The 18,999-nt window shown below is 44.2% G+C and carries 13 protein-coding genes; 11 read left to right on the forward strand and 2 right to left on the reverse strand.

Translation table 11 applies throughout. The features are described 5' to 3' along the window. The 3 genes from QFZ77_RS17020 (at position 1) to QFZ77_RS17030 (ending at position 2,985) form a co-directional block, all read left to right on the forward strand. Positions 1–993 (forward strand): CehA/McbA family metallohydrolase, encoded by a 993-nt coding sequence (locus tag QFZ77_RS17020; RefSeq protein WP_307441246.1) that lies wholly within the window; start codon positions 1–3, stop codon positions 991–993. Positions 994–1,010: 17 nt separating this feature from the next. Continuing rightward, entirely contained in the window at positions 1,011–1,775 is a 765-nt protein-coding gene (locus QFZ77_RS17025) for a glycerophosphodiester phosphodiesterase (protein ID WP_307441248.1), read from the forward strand. A 109-nt stretch (positions 1,776–1,884) separates the two neighbouring features. Continuing rightward, positions 1,885–2,985 (forward strand): NAD(P)H-dependent flavin oxidoreductase, encoded by a 1,101-nt coding sequence (locus tag QFZ77_RS17030; protein WP_307441250.1) that lies wholly within the window; start codon positions 1,885–1,887, stop codon positions 2,983–2,985. 64 nt (positions 2,986–3,049) lie between these two features. On the opposite strand, the gene QFZ77_RS17035 is transcribed toward QFZ77_RS17030, so the two are convergent. After that, positions 3,050–5,410: an immune inhibitor A domain-containing protein gene (locus tag QFZ77_RS17035; protein ID WP_373462614.1), complete on the reverse strand. Its 2,361-nt coding sequence runs from the start codon at positions 5,408–5,410 to the stop codon at positions 3,050–3,052. 332 nt (positions 5,411–5,742) lie between these two features. Between QFZ77_RS17035 and QFZ77_RS17040 the strand changes: the two genes are divergently transcribed. After that, positions 5,743–7,464 carry a hypothetical protein gene (locus QFZ77_RS17040; protein ID WP_307441253.1) on the forward strand — a complete coding sequence of 574 codons (1,722 nt, stop codon included), beginning with the start codon at positions 5,743–5,745 and terminating at the stop codon, positions 7,462–7,464. Here the strand turns inward: QFZ77_RS17040 and QFZ77_RS17045 are convergent. Next, positions 7,442–7,606: a hypothetical protein gene (locus tag QFZ77_RS17045; RefSeq protein WP_307441255.1), complete on the reverse strand. Its 165-nt coding sequence runs from the start codon at positions 7,604–7,606 to the stop codon at positions 7,442–7,444. The two genes, QFZ77_RS17040 and QFZ77_RS17045, sit on opposite strands and share 23 nt — an antisense overlap. A gap of 686 nt (positions 7,607–8,292) precedes the next feature. Here QFZ77_RS17045 and QFZ77_RS17050 point away from each other — a divergent pair. The 7 genes from QFZ77_RS17050 to QFZ77_RS17080 all read left to right on the forward strand — a co-directional run bounded on the left by QFZ77_RS17050 (position 8,293) and on the right by QFZ77_RS17080 (position 18,995). Next, the gene (locus QFZ77_RS17050) at positions 8,293–9,645 is read left to right on the forward strand and encodes an ABC transporter substrate-binding protein (RefSeq protein WP_307441256.1); all 1,353 of its coding nucleotides are present in this window, start codon (positions 8,293–8,295) and stop codon (positions 9,643–9,645) included. A gap of 108 nt (positions 9,646–9,753) precedes the next feature. Further along, positions 9,754–10,707 (forward strand): carbohydrate ABC transporter permease, encoded by a 954-nt coding sequence (locus tag QFZ77_RS17055; RefSeq protein WP_307441257.1) that lies wholly within the window; start codon positions 9,754–9,756, stop codon positions 10,705–10,707. Next, positions 10,704–11,585, forward strand: coding sequence for a carbohydrate ABC transporter permease (locus QFZ77_RS17060; RefSeq protein ID WP_307441258.1), 882 nt, complete (start codon positions 10,704–10,706; stop codon positions 11,583–11,585). Before QFZ77_RS17055 ends, QFZ77_RS17060 begins: the two co-directional genes overlap by 4 nt. 13 nt (positions 11,586–11,598) lie before the next feature. Then, a complete protein-coding gene (locus tag QFZ77_RS17065; protein ID WP_307441260.1) occupies positions 11,599–14,319 on the forward strand; it encodes an alpha-mannosidase in 2,721 nt (906 codons plus the stop codon). Between the two features lie 21 nt (positions 14,320–14,340). Further along, positions 14,341–15,258 (forward strand): class II fructose-bisphosphate aldolase, encoded by a 918-nt coding sequence (locus tag QFZ77_RS17070; RefSeq protein ID WP_307441261.1) that lies wholly within the window; start codon positions 14,341–14,343, stop codon positions 15,256–15,258. Positions 15,259–15,798: 540 nt separating this feature from the next. Continuing rightward, the gene (locus tag QFZ77_RS17075; RefSeq protein ID WP_307441263.1) at positions 15,799–16,524 is read left to right on the forward strand and encodes an MBL fold metallo-hydrolase; all 726 of its coding nucleotides are present in this window, start codon (positions 15,799–15,801) and stop codon (positions 16,522–16,524) included. Positions 16,525–16,559: 35 nt separating this feature from the next. Further along, on the forward strand, positions 16,560–18,995 hold the full coding sequence (locus QFZ77_RS17080) for an alpha-mannosidase (protein WP_307441265.1): 2,436 nt from the start codon (positions 16,560–16,562) through the stop codon (positions 18,993–18,995). Positions 18,996–18,999: the final 4 nt, after the last annotated feature.

Raw genomic sequence — 18,999 nt, forward strand, 5'->3', positions numbered from 1 at the left:
ATGCCTTGGATTGCTTGCGAATTACACAGTCATACCTTTCACAGCGACGGAAGACAAACGCTAATTGAGCTGGCTAATGGTGCAAAAGCACTTGGTTTCGATTGTGTTGCGTTGACCGACCACAATACCATGACGGGTTTACATGATAAAGATGCCGTGGAGCAATTAACCGGAATTTCGATCATTTCGGGGATGGAATGGACGACCTTTTATGGACATATGGTTACGATAGGGCTGACCGATTTTGTTGACTGGCGTCCGGCGGGCCCAGATGATATCCATAAAGGGATTGCCAATGTTCATAGGAGCGGAGGGATTGTCGGAATGGCACATCCTTATCGCATAGGAAGTCCAATTTGTACGGGCTGCTTCTGGGAATTCAACATCGAGGATTGGAATGATATTGATTATATCGAGGTTTGGTCAGGTACGTTCCCTTCGATTAAAACGGACAATGACCGCGCCTACCGATTGTGGAGCGACAAGCTGAACGAAGGCTGCCGGATTGCGGCCACGTCAGGGCGAGATTGGCACGCTCAAGACCAAACGGATGAACCGGTATCTGTGACGTATCTCGACATCGATGACGGGGAAGAGACGGTGACGAACCGAGCTGTGCGTGCACTCGCTGCTGGTAGAGTATCGGTAACTATAGGACCTTTGTTAATGCTAGAAATACGGACCGATACTGCGTGCTACGGTGTCGGGGACGTCGTTCCTCGGCAGGATCGCAGCCACAGTTATAAGGTCGATGTAAGCATAGATTTTCATGTGCGGAAAGAGATTTGGGATTTTCAGGAACCCCATTATACGCTAAACTTGATAGGGAATACCGGTGTTTTAAGCGAGCAATTCGTTACTATGGATCAGCCGAATTACGAGATCGAAATTCTTGGCGATGAACTTCTATGGATTCGGGCTGAGCTAAAAGGTATCGTTCGTGGAGTTCGTACATTAATCGCCTTTACGAATGCTATATATGTGGATCGATGAAAGGGAGTGTTTGTAGCATGGGTTATCGATTTCCGCTCATAACTGCTCACTGCGGCAGCATGAACACGATTGATCATACGCTCGATTCCGTTCAAACGGGGCTAAGACTCGGTGCAGACGTGGTCGAGGAAGACGTTAGAGTGACGAAGGACGGTATCCCGATTTTGGCTCATGATGATGAGTGGGTTACCGTGGATGGCTTGAAATTGTCCATTTCGCAAATGACCTTTGAAGGATTAAGAGAGCTTCAGTACGAGGTCACTCATAGGGAACAACGTGAAACGATTCAAATCTGCAGATTGGAAGACATGCTGCCGCTTATCCAAGCTTCGGGTAAAGTCGTGAATTTGGATTTGAAAGTGCATGAGAGTATCGAACCTGTCGCTGCTTTAGTGAAGAAATATGGTATGTTGGAGCAAGCTTTTCTTTCAGGATGTGAGATGGATCGTGCGATGCTAGCAGAGCAATTGAATCCAGAAATGCGCAAACTGCTGAATACCGACCACAACCTGTTTAGAACACTTCCGTATAGAGATGCAATGGTAAAAACCTGCGAGGATGCACTTGGAGCCTCCTGTTTTGGCATCAACATCCATTACAGCATCGTGAGCCAAGAGTTAATGGAATATACAACATCCTTAGGGCTGCCGGTCTATGTATGGACTGTGAATGAAGAAGAGTTAATGCGACAGTATGCAGATTTAGGCGTTGCATCTATAACCACACGAAATGTTACAGATTTGGTGCAATTGAAGCAAAAGATGCGGGGTGAGTGTTCGTAATTGAAATGCTATTATATATAGAGAGGGGCTGCTGTTCAATTTCCATCCGAAAATAGAATGGCCGCAACCTTTCAACGCCTCTAAGTTCAGATCTCGATGGGAGAATACGATGAGAATTCAACTTGAAACAGACCTTTGTCAACTTTTTAATATTCGTTATCCGATCTTCCTCGCGGGAATGGCGGGAGGCCCTGGAACTGTTGAGTTGGTGGCAGCTGTCTCTAACGCAGGCGGACTTGGGACGCTGGGGGCTGCCTATATGACGCCTAGTGCAATCCGCAAGGCAATTCGAGAGATCCGTCAGCTAACGGATGCGCCATTTGGGGTAAATTTATTTTCAATTCAAATGACTGACAAGAATGAAAGAACGAAGGAAGTTCAGCGAGAGCTAAACCAGGTAAGAGACGTTCTTGGCATAACGCAATCAACGGAGGAGCTCGTGGTAACTCCTGACCATTTTGAGGAACAGTTTGCAGTAGTGTTAGAAGAAAAAGTGCCTGTCATTAGTACGGCTTTTGGTGTTCTTCCTGAACCCCTAATGCGACAAGCTAAATCGGCTGGCATGCGCATAGTCACTATGGTGACTACGGTTAATGAAGCTATCTTGGCTGAGCAGTCCGGTTGTGATGCCATAGTTGCACAAGGAAGCGAAGCGGGCGGGCATCGGGGAACATTCGACATTTCTAATCATCCTATGGGTGCAAACATTGGCACGTTTGCGCTGGTACCGCAAATTGTTGATTGTGTTCAGATACCAGTCGTTGCCGCTGGTGGCATAATGGATGGTCGTGGGCTTGTCGCCGCCCTCGTTCTTGGAGCGCAAGGTGTACAGATGGGGACGCGCTTTTTGACTGCGATTGAGTCCGGCGCTCACGTCTCCTACCAGGATGCACTATTGAATAGCACCGAAGAGAGTACAGTCATTACCAAGGTGTTCTCAGGTCGACCGGCTAGAGGGGTACTCAATGAGTTCATCAAACAATGGGATGAGAGCGGTGTAGAGCCACTTCCTTTTCCTACGCAAAATACCGCTACACGGGACATTAGGAATGCTGCCGCTAGTCAAAGCAATGCCGACTATATGTCCTTGTGGGCAGGACAAGGTACAAGAATGCTTTCTTCAGGACAAAAAGCGGAGCAAATCGTTGCTGAAACGATCCAACAGGCCGTGTCCCTATTATCGAACGAAAGTGAAGGGAATACCAAATAGTAGGTTGAAATTGTATAGAAAAACGGAGCCACGCATAATTGCGGGCTCCGTTTATTAATTATCCTTATTTATGAATCCAAACTAATCCAGCAGAATTATCTTTCGCTTCACCGACAACTCGGAACTTTAATCCATAATTTGGCACAAGGCGCCCAGCGTCTGGAATTAATGTGTTCATATAGCTCTTGGAATCTGAGAATTCTTCTACACCTTGCAAGGATTTATAATTGTACTCGCCTCTTGTTGGGTTGTTAATGTACCATGAAGGCGTCTTGTCCAAGGAGAAGGCAGCATCCGCAACTTGATAACGTGTTGTTTGCGCGACGGAATCCTGTCCATCTTTTTTGAATACTAAAGCGTCAGAGTGAGAATCAACTACGCCAAGGAATCCTTGACCTGGATGGATACCGACCCAGTTGTCTAGATAACTGTCATCTGCATACCAAACGACAAGTCCAGTATTATATTTGACACCACGGCTGTAGGCAAGAGCTTTATCGGCTCCAGCGTAGTTTCTCCATTCCAGATAGTAATAGTGCTTCTTAAGTTCCATACCATTCGATACAACAAAGCCATCCAAGTTAAATTTAGAAGCGCCTTCGGCATCGTCTGAGAATACGACTTGACCATTTACGGTTAATTTCGCATTATCCATTGCAAAACCATCCAATGCTAGTCCACCATCCGTGACGTAGTCAAAGTGGAGGGTAACTTTTTTGCCGGCGAATTGGCTTAAATCGTAGGACTTGTCTACCCAAGCTCCGTTTGTAGATTCTGCCCGTGCGTCGCCATTCGTATCATTGTCACCAATGATATCAAGGGTAACTTGTTCATTATAAGTTGATGCTGTAACCGTTAAGTAGTCATACTCAAACTCGACATCATATAAGGTTTTAAAATCAAAGGTAGCGGTTTGTGCTTGGGTTAAATCAAACTCAGGAGTTGAAAGTGTGGTATGAAGGTTATCGCCTTTTGTACTGTAATAATAACGTGCACCGAATGCGGGTTGAATACCAGGAACTGCTTTATCCGGCAAATTGACTTTAACAATACCTGGGTTTTTCGATTTCGTTACACTTTGATCAATGATGGCAGCTGTACCTAATTTCGTAATGTCTGTGGCATCAATTTCACTCACATTTGCCCAATTTCCGCCCATTGTTTTCTGGAAAAACTCTTTATTTTGAGGTGAAAAAGAGCTAGGTGATGTACCCGCAATTTTACCGTTCCAACTACCGCCGCTCATGATCGACCAAGAAGCAACAGGTTCACCTTGTCCTGTATACTGGGTATCGTACTCATCTGGAAGTCCTAAGTCATGACCGAATTCGTGAGCAAAAACACCTACTGCACCATCTTCAGGCTGAATGGTATAGTCATAAGCAGCCATGCGGCCACCCCAATAGTCGACTGGAGAAGTTGTGCCAGCAATAGGATACACACCATTTAGAGTCCAACGGTGAGACCAAATAGCATTATCGCCTAATTGTCCACCGCCAGCTTCTTGGCCCGTTCCTGCATGAATAATCATCAAGTGGTCAACTAAACCATCGGGTTCGTTTTGGTTGCCATCCCCATCCAAATCGTATAAGTCAAACTTGTCATAATCCGCTAAATTAAGACCGGTTGCTACTGCCGCATTTAGAGCATCTTTCACTAGATCACGAGGCCCTTTAGGGCTTAAGTTATCATGACCGCCAGCAGGGTTATCATCTCCGTACTGGGCAGCTTGACCAGGAACGGTTAACCAATTGGATACATATCCATTTACGGTATAACTGCCGCCGGACTGCTCTTCATAGTACTGTTTAAAGGTTTGGATTTTAGAACCATCAAATAAGGTGAAATCTGTATTTCCAAACATGAGCTTCTGATAATGATCACGGTTGAAATCATTTGCGTACATGTAACCAGGCTCTTGTGTTACGTTGTTATGTTTAAAGTCAGAAAATTCAGTTAAAAGTACGAGTACTTTATCTTCACGAACGGGACCGTTGTATGTATCCTGTTTAGCTTCTGGAACGGGTAAGCCATTTGGATTACCTTTTTTGAAGTTCTCTTGGCCTTTGTTCAGTTGGGATAACAGCTTGGTTTTCTGATTCGCAATAAAATCTTTTGACTTTTTGTCTATTTCATCATGATTTGAGTCTTCTTTTGATTTAACACTTTTATTGTTTTTAGCTGATACGTATGATTTGACGGCTTTGGCAATCTGCTCAGGCGTAGCACTTTTACTTAACAGCCCTCTGTCCATTAACCCTTTTGCCAAACGCTCATCGTCTAAAATATTAAAATCTACCGGCGGTGCTTCAAGTGCCTCTGAGTAGTCGGATTCTGCTGCAAATGCAGATGATGTTGTGAAAAGTCCTGCTGTTAAACTCGTTGCTAGTAATAATCTAGTGATTTTCAAGGTGCTTTTTTTCAAAATGAAACCTCCCATAATAGAGTATGAAACCAACCTATTAATTTAACCATTGGTATATTAAAATTTATAATAGTTTGACTATTCTAGTAAGTGCTTTTAGTCCTGCGTAGTTCGACCCATATATTTCCTATTTCGACTATTTACTTGATTTTTCGAGGATTATTCGCATGACATTAGAGCGCAATCCGACATGATAATAATGTGTGTGTGACAGTTTCTATTTTCACCTTCCATAGATTCCATAATATGCTAGACTTTCCTCCTACATCTGAGATACTATCTTCATATCATGTTTGTCATTTATGGATGAAAGTTTGAAAGGGGAAGAAACGTTGGAACACGTGAAAATAGGTTCGGTAAGTCGTAGACCTTTAAGAGGAATCCTGCACCGTATCTGGAAGTACAAACTGCATTATATAATTGTCATTCCTGCTCTTCTTTTGATTGCCTTATTTAAGATTTTTCCATTAATCACAGGCATAGTGATGTCGTTTAAGAATTATGTTGTTTTTCGAGGATTATGGGGGAGTCCATGGGTCGGCTTTGATAATTTTTTTCAATTGTTCAGGAATGCTGAGTTTCAAAACGCATTTACGAATACCCTGATTATCAAATTGGCGGTTATGACGATTTGTGGAATGATTGCTTTCGTGGTTGCCTTAGCTGTGAGCGGTGTAAGGTCTAGCAAATTGAGGAATCTTACTACAACATTAATTCTAATGCCATACTTTATCCCTTCGGTTGTTGTGGCCTATGTGATATCTCATATGTTGGCACCTGTCCAACTAGAGAAGCTTAATCTTCACTTATTTATACTAGGAGATCCCAAGTTTTTTCTACCGATGCTAGTCATTGTTGAGGCGCTGAAAACTTGCGGCATACCGATTTTGTTGGCATTGGCTGCTATTGAATCTAAGCGTGCTGTGCTGCTTACTCAAAACATAGCTAGTGAAAGCTATATAAGCACGTATGTTATCCCAGCAATCCGGGCGATTCTTGCGTTTACGGTGTTTCAACTATCAACCATTCTTTCCACGGACTTCGAGCTTGTTTCGAATTTATATAATCCGTTAGTTTACGATGTTGCAGATACCATAGATACATTTTCGTTTCGATCGGGACTAATTAGCGGTAAATATAACGTAGCAAGTACGATAGGGATGATTCAATTCGTCGTCCAGTTGCTAGGAACGTTTGCTGCTTATTTGTTAGTAAGAAGACTGTTTTTTCATGATCTTTTCAATAAATCAAAAGGTATTGAGACTATTCAATTGAATAGTAAACGGAGACACACAATCGGTATCGTTGTTTCAACTTTGTATGCTATTGGGATCATAGTGCTGATTTATTATATATGTATTCAGCCATTCACTGTCCGAAGTGCTTCCGGTTTAAATCTATGGCAAGCATTACCTGTTAGTCGATATGTAGATTATTTTGTGATTAACTTTGCTGCGGTAATTGTGAATCTATTCATCACTGCAACGTTAGCTTATCCGTTAACAGTCAAAGATTTGCCAGGAAGAAACATATACAAACTAGTATTACTTTTTGTCTTAGCAGCCGGATCAGGAACGATCTCTGAATACGTGACTATCAAAAGCTTAGGTATGATCAATACGATATACCCACAGATGATATTTGGGTTTTTTGCGATTTTGAATGTATTTGTAGTAAAAAGTATGTTTAACAGTAAATATGCAAGTCTTAAAGAACAAAACGCTGCACAGGGTCGAGGGGAGCTATATACCTTTTTCACCTTATTTATTCCAAAGGTTTGGAAGATCCTGATCGCACTTGGTGTTCTGCAGTTTGTATCTTTGTGCAATTCGTACTTCGTTTCGTCCTTGTATATGTCGAATTCGAATACTTTTTCACCGATTATGGTCTTTAGAACAATGACAACCGGTTTAAATAAAATGGGAGTCGAGCCTGGAGACCCGATTGTTATGCAGATAGCGGCTATAATAACTTTACCTTCACTTGTGCTGCTGCTTGTGTTTCGTAAATGGTTAACTTCTGAAGTTCTGATTAGTCAAGCAAGGAAGATGTAGCAGCTTCTATAGATGGGAAGAGCAAAGATGCTCGCAACACAAATGCATAGTCTTGTTGGATGACTAATTCCAAGTTGTATGGACGATGATCGGTGGCTGGATTTACAGCCAGACGGGCTAGCAAGTCTATAAAGCGAAACATGAAATCTCCCCGATGCGGGAGATTTTTCTTAGGTATTTGATTTGTAGGGTTTGGGGGTAAGCGATGCTTACCCCTTTTTAGTTTAGTTTGCTTAGTTTAATTAGTTGATTCAGTTGATTGAGATTGAGATGAGTAGTGAGTAACTTTGTATCCGGTTTTTGGTCTCTGGTTTCGGTTTCTGACTTTCGGTTACTGGTTTTTTGAGGAAGAAGAGGGAAATAAAGAGAGAATTTGTTCGTCCTTACTCGGCATTATCTGAGCTGAGTTGTAAAAGCCGTATTCTCATTCTATGGAGCTGTTTTATGAGAAATTGTTGTATTTATTGCAACAATCGCGGGGGAAAAGCGAATTTACTTGCGAAATGTTGTACAAATTACAACAATGCTATCCTTGGATCAAACATTGCTTTGAGCGAGTGAATGTTGGTTGATATAAGTAACAAAAGCCCAAAAAATAGCGATTATATCAGTTAGTGGGAATGGATGTGGTTTCTCGTGGGTTTTAACAAAAAAATTACACAAATTCACTTGAAAGCGCTTATAAAATTGTTGACAATGCAGCTTTTGTTGGTATTATAAATACATAGGCTTCAAAAAGCCACATTGCAAGCGCTTTATATTGTGGGATTTTCGATATACAATGTGGCATTGGTTGTCTAACCATTTAACTAGGGGGAATGAAACCGTATGAAGAGAGCAAATAAATCCATGTTGGTTCTACTCAGCACAGCGCTCAGCACCGGATTAGTGTTGACTGCATGCAGCACGGATAAAACGGCAAGTCCAAGTGCAAGTGCTGGTACTGGTGCAAATCCAGCTGCAAGTGCCGCGGTAGAGAAGCCGAAGGGGAAAGTTACACTGGATTTTTGGACTCATTGGGGTTCTACAACACGTCGTCCTATTATTGAGAAAATTATTAGTGATTTTAATGCTTCTCAGGACCGCATTACCGTTAAACATACGTTCTTGCCTTATGGAGATGGTTGGACGAAGGAACTGGCAGCCATTGCTGCAGGTAATCCGCCCGATGTCATCATTCACGATATTAGCCAGGTTGCCCAACGTGCCAGCAAGAAGCAAGTAACGAATCTTACGCCTTATTTGGCGAAGGATAACATTAAAGATCGATTCTTCCCGCACTTATACAATGCGATGCAGTATAAAAACGAAGTGTATGCGCTGCCATTTGTAACAGATACTCGCGTTTTATTCTACAACAAAGCTGTTTTTAAAGAAGCAGGACTTGATCCAGAGAAACCGCCAAAAACATGGGCTGAGTTGGAAGAGTATTCCAAGAAAATCGATAAAATCAACAACGGTAAAATTGAGCGCTTAGGCTACCATCCTCGTTTGGCAGGAGGGCAAGATGTTTTCCTGAACAATGCCGATGGCGGAAGACCATGGCTTGATGACAAAGGTATTTATATCAATTCACCAGCCCGGATTGCTGCACTCGAATGGTATAACAGCTGGGATGCCCGTTTAGGCAAAAAGGAAGTTGATGCATTCAAGGCTAGCTTTGGCAGTAAGACGAACGATCCGCTTATCGCTGGGAAATTAGCTATGAAAATTGATGCGGGCACATTCTGGACGCAAATCCGTGACTTTGCCGCTAAGAAAGAAGACTTTGGTATTGCTGCAGTGCCTGAATACAAAGCAGGCAGCGGAAACTGGAGCGTTGGTGGAGGCTTTACCATTGAAATTCCGTTTGGCGCTAAACATCCGGATGAAAGCTGGGAGTTCTTGAAATATATGACGGATGTTGATGCACAGAAATATTGGGCACAGTTCAATTTCGATAATGTATCCAATATTAAAGCATCTAATGATCCAGAGCTGAACAAGGATCCAATCTACAAATTTACAGTAGATAACTTGAAAAATACGGTGCTTGCGCCAGTGCCTGTAGCAGCACCTGATTTTGCTAACCTGCTTAATCCACAAATTGATGAGGCGATTCTAGGGAAGCAAAGCCCGAAAGAAGCCTTGGATAAAGCTCAGAAATCGATTGAAGATTTGGTTAAGCAAAATACAAAGTAAGCTTTAGATCATAAGGGTGGAGTCGTAGTGTATTACTGCTCCACCCTTTTTTCATAAGCAGAAGCTTTCAATGTCAGTCTTCTAAAGAAATGTTAAGGAGGGACACATGTGAATCCCCAAGTGAATAAGGTTATCCATCCGAAAAAGAGAAGAAAGTGGTCTTTGGACAAGAAAGAAGCGCTAGAAGGCTATGGTTTCGTTGCTCCGTGGTTTATTGGTTTTCTGATATTTACAGCCGGTCCTCTTTTGTTCTCTTTATACGCTAGCTTTACGAACTATGACATCACTTCACGTATGGACTTTATTGGTTTCGACAACTATAAACGCATGTTTACGGAAGATCCTTTATTCTGGAAATCACTCCGAAATACCCTTTACTATGTTGCACTTGCCGTTCCGTTAACCACGATGGGCTCTGTGATTCTTGCCGTTTTACTGAATGTGAAAATTCCCGGCATGCGATGGTTTCGGACGATTTACTATCTGCCAACTGTCTTGTCCGGTGTAGCTGTTTATATGCTTTGGATGATGCTTCTTAACCCAGATTCAGGTCTCATTAATACGGTGCTCGGCTGGATTGGAATTGAAGGACCTGCTTGGCTAACGGATCCGGCTTGGACGAAAAATGCGATTGTCATGATGAAAATGTGGGCAGTCGGCGGAGGGATGCTGCTGTTTCTAGCGGCGTTGCAAGGAGTATCCGATCATTTGTATGAAGCAGCCGAGATTGATGGCGCATCCAGTATTCGTAAGCTTTGGCATATCACTGTGCCGATGATTACGCCAGTTATCTTCTTTGATGTTGTCACAAGTTTAATCGGCGGCTTCCAAATTTTCCAGGAGGGTTATGTCATGGCCGATGACCCTGGAGCTCCGGGATCTCCGGCGAACTCCCTCTTATTTTTCAATCTTCATATGTTCTTGAAAGCTTTCAAAATATTCGATATGGGATACGCCATGGCAATGGCTTGGTTCCTATTCATTATCGCAATTATCGTTACTATCATTAATATGGTGATGTCGAAATATTGGGTTCACTACGAAGGAGGAGATTCGCGATGACTGTCGCTGCAGCCGCATCTAAGAAATCGTACCATCAAAGCCGCAAGACCAAGCAAAGGATCTCCAAATGGGTCGTAACCCTTATTCTCATTGTCGGCAGTTTATCGTTTCTCATGCCGTTCTGGTGGATGATTCAAACATCTTTGAAATCATTGACAGAAGTGGTGACCTATCCACCGACCTGGTTTCCTAAAAAATTCGTTTGGGCTAACTATAAAGAGGCTTGGGAAGCAGGGAATTTCGCGAGATATTCGGCCAATTCGCTGCTAATCGCTTTAACCGCGGTTTTCGCGCATGTAATCTCAAACTCATTCATCGCTTATGGATTTGCGAAGATTCGTTTTCCTGGAAAAGGGCTGTTGTTTTCCATTATTCTTGGAACGATGATTATTCCGGGATTCGTGACACTCATTCCACAGTACATTTTATTTTCAAAATTGCATTGGGTGGGTACTTACTTGCCCTTAGTCATTCCAGGTTTTTTCGGAAGTGCATTTCATATCTTCCTTATACGTCAATTCTATTTGGGAATTCCCAATGATTTAGTTGAAGCAGCAAAAATTGACGGCGCAAGCCACTTGTATATTTGGCGTTCGATTATGCTTCCGCTGGCTAAACCAGCACTCGCTACGGTGGCAATCGGTACTTTTACTGGAGCCTGGAATGATTTCCTTGGACCGCTGCTTTATGTAAATGATGAATCAAAATATACGCTGCAGCTTGGTTTACAGGCTTTCAAGGTCAGTTCGGGCGTTAGCCAATGGCACTTGCTGATGGCAGGTTCGGTGATGGTGATGATTCCGGTCATCGCAATATTCTTCATTTTCCAAAGATACTTTATCGAGGGAATGAACATCAGTGCTGGTACGAAAGGGTAAGGAGGACAAAAACTTGGATCGCAAATATCGTGTGTTTATTTACCATCATACCCATTGGGATCGGGAGTGGTGGGCGACGATGCAGGATTTCCGTATCCGCTTGGTAGAGCTTATCGATGAACTGTTGGATACGATGGATAACGATCCGGAGTTCCGCTGCTTTTTGCTCGATGGTCAAACGATCGTCTTGAAGGATTATCTGGAGATTCGGCCTGAAAATCAAGAACGTCTTCTGCGATATATCCATGAAAACAGGATTCAATGCGGTCCATGGTACATCTTGCCGGACGAGTTTCTAGTCAGCGGTGAGGCACATGTGCGCAATTTGATGCTAGGTGCACGTATGGCTGAGAAGCTCGGCTATACAAACTTAGATGTCGGTTATATCCCGGATACATTTGGTCATATCTCGCAGATGCCGCAGATTCTCCAAGGCTTCGGGATAGACAACGCGATGGTTTGGCGAGGGCTAGGCGGTGCTTCACCCGATTTTAAACAAGAGTTTCTGTGGGAAGCTCCAGATGGTACGCAAGTGTTCACGTACTGGTTCCCAGATGGCTATTATATGGTGGATTTTCTCCATTTTGACAATCTGAACAAGACGTATGACGAAACGTACGGCAGAGTTCGTAAATCCTTGGAACGCTGGGCACCACGGGCAACGACGCATTGCCTGCTAATGCCCTACGGCGGTGATCACAGGCTGATTGATGCGCGTTTACCGCGATTGCTGAAGCAGGTAGGCGAAGATTTGAAAGAAATCGCGGAGCTGCATTGGGGGACAACGAAGGATTTCATCGAAGCCGTTCGCAGTCAGAATCCTTCATTGGAAGTTATTCATGGCGAGCTTCGTCACTTTGGCGCAGATTTGCCTCATGTATTACCCGGTGTATTGTCCGCACGCCTATATTTAAAACGACATAATTTCATCGGACAGTTGGCTTTGGAACGCTTTGCAGAACCTTTCTCAGCACTTGCCTGGCTAAGTGGCCGTAAGTACGAATCCACAATGCTATGGACGGCATGGGAGCTTCTTGTTCAGAATCATCCACATGACAGTATTTGTGGTTGCAGTATTGACGAAGTACATCGGGAGATGCTGCCAAGGTTCGCGCAATCCAAACAAATAGCTGACATTTTGACTGAGAAGAGCATTCAACACATCAACAATCAAATTGATACAAGCGATTTGGAAGATGGTGCGTTGGCGATTGTTATCCATAACTCACTCAGCTGGACGCGTGACGACACGGCTTTCGTCTGGACGGATCGAAAGTTAATGGTTCATCCAAGAACCTATATGCTGGAGGATTCGGAAGGAAATGAGGTTCCTTTTCAGGTGAAGGAAGTCAGCGGCATGAAGCCTATGACGGATAAGCATTTTTATACGGAAATAAGTTTTTCGGCTACAGACCTTCCCGGTTTTGGCTATAAGACCTATTCTTTGCGTAAAAGGGAAGCGGTTTGCGACCCCAAACAGGTGTTTTTCAACGCACTGCTGCCATCTGCCAAGATGAAGGGCAGCGAAGCCGTAACTGATTTGCAAATCGGATCCAATATCTTGGAAAATACTTTACTGCGAGTTGAAATTAATCAGCATAACGGCACGCTGCGCATTACCGACAAACAAAGCGGCCTTATTTATGAAGGTTTAGGCGCTTTTGAAAGCGGAGGGGATGCTGGGGATACCTATAATTATGCAGCCCCATTAGTTGATCGAGTGCTCCGCACGACGGAAACTCCCGTCAGAGTACACGTTTCCGCAGCTGAGGTTGGTTATGCGAGAGGAACGCTTCAAGTGGATATCGATTGGTCCTTGCCGAAGAAGCTTAGCGGTGACCGATTAAGCAGAGAAGCCGTCTACACAGATTATCGGATTACGAATTATGTGACGCTTGCAGCAGGATCCGCAAGAGTGGATGTGCGCACAGCGTGGAACAATCAAGCGGAAGACCATCGACTACGGGTATTGTTTCCACTTGATGAGAAGTTCAAGGTCTCGCATGCCGAAGGGCATTTCGATGTTGTGGAAAGAGAAGCATCTGTTAATGATCACGGTGATGGATGGCCAGAAACGTATGTGCAGCAGAAGCCTCAGCAAGGTTTTGTCAGTGTGAATGGCTGTGATAAAGGAATGACAGTAGCCAATAAAGGGCTGACCGAGTATGACATGCTGGATGATAAGCAGAGTACGCTGGCTATCACTTTATTAAGGGCTGTAGGCTGGTTGTCTCGGGAGGATACGCTGATTAGGGTCGGCGGCGCAGGTCCTGAAACACCTGTACCCGATGCGCAGAGTCTTGGGTTCAATGAAGCGGAGTATGCGATATTTGTTCATCAAGGAGATTGGCTGGATTCTAATATTTCTCCAAGGGTTCATGAGTATTTAACAGCTAGCTATGGATCGATAACGGGGAAACATGAGGGTGTTTTGGCAAAAAAAGATGGTTGGCTGGATATAGAGGGAAATCATACCCTCATGCTCAGCGCCTGCAAAAAAGCGGAGAAGTCCGATGCCCTTATATTGCGCTTCTGGAATACAGCTAAAAAAGCTACCTCAGCAAAAGTAAGAATGAAGATAAAGCCTGATCAGGTACGCTACGTGAAATTGAATGAGCAGTCAATGGATACGAAAGATCTCAACATGGATGCCGACGGAGCATTCACGGTTCATGCGAAAGGTGCTGAAATCATTACGCTCGAAATCAGTTTTCCATCTGTAAAAACCAAATAGATAAAACGAGGAGAGATTACCATGAATACTGAATTAAGACCCAAAAACGTCATTACGCTCAAACAAGCCTTAGAGGTAGCTGAAAAATATGGGTTCGCTATTGGCTCGTTTTCCCCTCGATATACACCGATGATTACGCCCGTTTTGAGGGCTGCCGAGAAGATGAAATCTCCAGCCATTGTTCAGATTTCTCACAAAGAACTAATTCGATATGGGATTACACCAAAGGAATTTGCCGATGAATTTTATGAAAAAGTGGTGTCGGAAGGAATAACCGTGCCCTTAGTCCTGCATCTTGATCATACCAAGGAATTGGAAACCATCGCTCTTGCGATTGACGCCGGCTTCACCTCGGTCATGATTGATGCCTCTGAGAAAAATTTAGAGGACAATATTAGCACATCCAAAGAGGTCGCTGATTATGCCCATGCGAAGGGTGTTTCCGTTGAAGCGGAGCTCGGCATGATCGGAACGACGGATTTCGTGGAAACGGATAAAGATGAGGAGCTGTATACCGATCCTCAGGAAGCGAAAAGATTCGTTAATGAAACGAATATTGATGCATTGGCGGTTTCCTGCGGGACAGCCCATGGCGTTTATATGGTTAGACAGCCTAAAATCGATGTCGCTCGATTGCAAGAAATTCGTTCACTTACCCCCGTACATCTTGTTCTGCATGGCGGTTCCGGTGTACCTGCCGAAATGATGGAAGGAGCTATTCGCCTTCCGAGCGGCGGTGTGAGTAAAGTGAATATCGCAACGGACTTGGAGCTATCTTTCTTGGGGGCATTGGGACGGGAAGAGAGACTGACAAATGAAGAATGCAAAGCATTGGAACCTTCTCTTTTGGGAAAGGGGAGAGCCGCTGTTGAAAGCACGGTCATTGATAAAATGATTCATTTCTTAGGAAGCAAAGCGCAGGCAGATCATTTTATTTAAAGGGATAAAGGGATAAATGGCTAGGGAATGGGAGCTTATATGGAAAAAAAGGTGAACCCCCTCTGTGAGGACTGGTGGGCGTGATAGCATAACTCCAATATTCGATTTTGAGTGAGTCGTTCAGCAGACTCGTGAGGGAAGATTGGGCTATCGTGGTTACCAGTGTTGTATCTTTTACAACAATTCACACGCCAAAAGGCTGTTTTGCATGTTGAAGTTGCAGTTTGTACAACATTTCGAGCCCATTTCTTGCGATATGGCCTGATTTGGTTTCATTCATCCGGCAACCTCAAGTGAGCCTATATGACAATGGATTCCGATTTAAGCCACCTCCTTTGCCAGATTTATATGGGTTGGGTTCCGTTTCGCTTGCCTAATAGCGACTCTCTAGGTAAATAACGCATCGACGTTCCCCTTCATGTGGGTTCTGGACGTTATGTTCCCATTCATGAGGGTATGGTTAGTACCGCGCATGAAGTAGAACAGCACGATACCTGAGACCTAGTCTCTGGTTATTTTTAATAATAGGAGGAATCTCCAATGTCTAAAGCTGTTAAACTCGCAGAAGACTTCTACGTTGTGTCTGGCGACAAGCTGACTCATCCGTGGGATGCGAGTGCTTATTTGATTACTGGCAAAGAGCCTGTGCTAATAGATTGTGGAGGTGTAGATGGCTATCCGGCGTTAAAGCGCAACTTAGGAGAGCTTGGAGTGCGTCCGCAAGATATTACGAAAGTAATAGCCACTCATGGTCATTGGGACCATGTATCCGGCTTCGCGCAGTTGGCGCAAGAAAGCAGCGCTGAGTTGTGGATTCACGAAGAAGATCGGGAGCAAGTGGAGCAAGGCGATTACGATCGAACGGGTGCTTTTCTCTATGGCAAGCCTTTTCCTGCTTTGCAAGTACATCGGACGCTAAATGACGGGGAGACGCTGCACGTAGGCAGGTTCTCGCTGGAAATTATTCATACGCCAGGTCATACTCCTGGGAGTGTATCGCTGCGGCTAACGGATGGCATTCACAAAATTCTGATCGCCGGTGATACCCTATGGGGAGGTTACCATACTAAAGTCGGATCTGATATTGATGCTTGGGGCCATTCATTGGATAAGCTGTTGACCTATGATTTTGACTTGATGACCTTCGGTCATTTGCCTCCGACGTTGGTCTATGACGCCAAAACGAAAGTAGCCGAGGCACGGAAACAGCTGGGTGCATATTTTAACCCATGGTTCAAGCCCATGTATGAGACTTTTCAGTATTAAATTCGCTCCAATATCCAATAAAGGTAGGGGAAATTATGAAACAGAAGAAACTTTACATGATCGGGAATGCCCATTTGGATCCAGTTTGGCTTTGGCAGTGGCAGGAAGGCTTTCAAGAAACGAAAGCAACCTTCCGGTCAGCTCTCGATCGCATGAAAGAATATGATGATTTTATTTTCACCTCGAGCTCCGCTGCAAACTATGAATGGGTTGAAAATAACGACAAAAAAATGTTTGAAGAAATTAAGGAGCGTGTACGTGAAGGCCGCTGGCAAATCGTTGGCGGATGGTGGATACAACCGGATTGCAACATTCCCGGAGGGGAATCGTTTGTCCGTCAAGGCTTATATGGCCAGCGTTATTTCAAGGAGAAATTAGGTGTAACCGCGAAGGTGGGTTATAACGTCGACAGCTTTGGACATCACGGCATGCTGCCGCAAATTTTGCTCAAAAGCGGTATGCCTTATTATATTTTTATGCGTCCTATGCCGAATGAGAAAGGCTTGCCGGGGCGTCTATTTCACTGGGAATCGGATGATGGCAGCCGTGTGCTGACCTACCGGATTCCATTTGAGTACTGCACATGGGGCAAGGACCTCGAGAAGCATGTTCGTCGTTGTATGGAGGAGTTGAAGGATCCTTTTGGCAACTTGATGGTCTTCTATGGGGTTGGCAACCATGGGGGAGGTCCAACGAAAGAAAATATCGACAGCATCAAGCGGATGAATGGGCTGCCTGAATTTCCGACGATGGAGATGGCTGCACCGAATGAATTTTTCGCCGATATGGAAGCTATGCAGCTGCCGATTCCAGTCGTCCACGATGATCTTCAGCACCATGCCAGTGGTTGTTATGCCGTTCATTCGGGCATTAAGCATTGGAATCGTCAAGCTGAGAATAAGCTCATTGCAGCTGAAAAATGGTCCTCATGGGCTGAATTAAGAACAGGGCAAGCCTATCCAACAGATTTTCATCGTGCATGGAAAAATGTGTTGTTTAACCAATTCCATGATATCCTTGCCGGAACTAGTCTTGAATCGGCATATGAGGATGCACGCAATATGCACGGTGAAGCGATGACGATTGCCGAACGTGGCTTGAACTATGCGATACAATCAATTTCCTGGCATATCGGCATCGAACAGGAAGATGGCATGAAGCCAATCGTTGTATTTAATCCTCATTCTTGGGAAAGCACCGTTAATATCGAGTTGGAAATTGGCGGCATCAAGGATACGACGACGTTAGTCGATGAGAACGGCAAGCAAGTTCCCTTCCAATTGGTACAATCTCAGGCAACGGCTGGCGGCAGATACCGTCTTAGCTTTATTGCCCAGCTGCCGTCTATGGGGTATCAGGTGTATAAGGTGCTCACAGCTACGCAGGAACCTAAATTGGCATCACATTCTATTAAAGCAAACGACTACGCGTTGGAAAATGATAGATTCCGCTTGGAATTTGATCCGAAGACAGGCTTCATCTCCAGCTTATTTGATAAAAAAGTAAATTATGAAGTATTCCGCGGGCCCGCAGCGAGACCTGTCGTTATCGAAGACAAGTCAGATACTTGGAGTCATAATGTTTTTCATTTCAACAATAAGATTGGCGAATTCATAGCGACAAGCGTTCAGCGCGTCGAGCATGGTCCGGTTAAATCAGTCATCCGAGTCACAAGTGAATATGGCAGCTCTAAGATCGTGCAGGATTTCACCTTATATAAACAATTGGACTATATCGATGTCAAAGTGACAGTGGACTGGCGTGAGCAGTTTAAAATGTTGAAATTGGTATTCCCAATCAACTTGGTATTTACGAAACAGACGTATGAAATCCCTTATGGATTCAAAGAGCGGGAGCATAATGGGGAAGAAGAGCCGGGGCAAAGCTGGGTAGATTATGGCGGTATTTTGCGTGACATTGGTGAGCACGGAGGGACTTCCTATGGTGTTTCCCTCATGAACGATGCAAAATACAGCTACAGCATTATGAATAAAGAGCTGGCGATGACGGTGATTCGCAGCCCGATTTATGCCCATCATGATCCTGTAGTTCCCGAGCCTCAGGGGCATTATTCCTTCATTGATCAAGGCATTCAGACGTTTAATTACAGACTGCTGCCGCATCAAGGCAGTTGGGAGCAGGCCGGCACGATCAAGCAAGCACTGGAGCTAAATCAGCGTCCGATCACGATCATCGAAACCTATCATGAGGGAGAGCTTCCTCAAAAGGATTCCTATTTAAACGTAAATAAGGATAATATCATTGTCAGTGTAGTGAAAAAAGCCGAAGAAGGCAGTGATCTGATTATTCGTGCTTATGAAACAACGCGAGAAACGACTGAGGCGACCATTCGTTTACCTCACTTGGAACGGGAAATTACAGCACAATTCGGTCCTTGCGAAATTAAAACTTTCCGTGTTCCTGCCGATCCGAGCCTCTCGGTTACAGAGACGGATCTAATCGAGTGGTAAGGCG

Source organism: Paenibacillus sp. V4I3, from assembly GCF_030817215.1.
Lineage (GTDB): Bacteria > Bacillota > Bacilli > Paenibacillales > NBRC-103111 > Paenibacillus_E.